Source organism: Crystallibacter degradans (genome assembly GCF_012952295.1).
GTDB classification, from domain to species: Bacteria; Actinomycetota; Actinomycetes; order Actinomycetales; family Micrococcaceae; genus Crystallibacter; species Crystallibacter degradans.
Genome location: NZ_JABBCH010000091.1, coordinates 1 through 446, shown reverse-complemented (window position 1 = coordinate 446; position 446 = coordinate 1). Strand labels below are relative to the sequence as shown.

1 pseudogene is annotated in these 446 nt (G+C 65.7%); it reads left to right on the top strand.

Going from position 1 to position 446, the window contains the following annotated elements:
- Positions 1-446 (top strand): annotated as a pseudogene (locus tag HGO92_RS24940) (NlpC/P60 family protein); the annotation flags it as partial.

The window sequence follows — 446 nt, the reverse complement described above, 5'->3', positions numbered from 1 at the left end:
ATGCCGGTTCCGTGGGCCGCCAGGCTGCTGTGATTGCTGCCGCGTCCGGTCTGGTTCTTTCTGTCGGCGTTCCGGCGCAGGCGACCAATATTGAGCGTGAGGCTTCGGTCCAGGCTGCTGCTGCGGCGCCGTCGCGGGTGCAGGTTGAGGCTGTGCAGGCTTCTGCTGCTGTTGAGCTGGATCTTGAGCGTTCGGGTGTGACCTCGACGGCTGCTCCGGTGGTTGAAGAGCCGGAGCCCGTGGTGGAGGCTGTGGCCGAGGAAGTTGCTCCGGTGGTTGAGGAAGCCGCCGAGAAGGCTGTTGCTCCGGTTGAGAAGGCCGAGGAGGCCCCGAAGCCGGAGGCGAAGGCTGATGTTGCTGCCAGCGGTATTGGTGCCGCGTTGGTGGCGTCGGCTTACGGCCAGATCGGTGTGTCGCAGGACTGCACCGCGATGGTCGAGAACGCG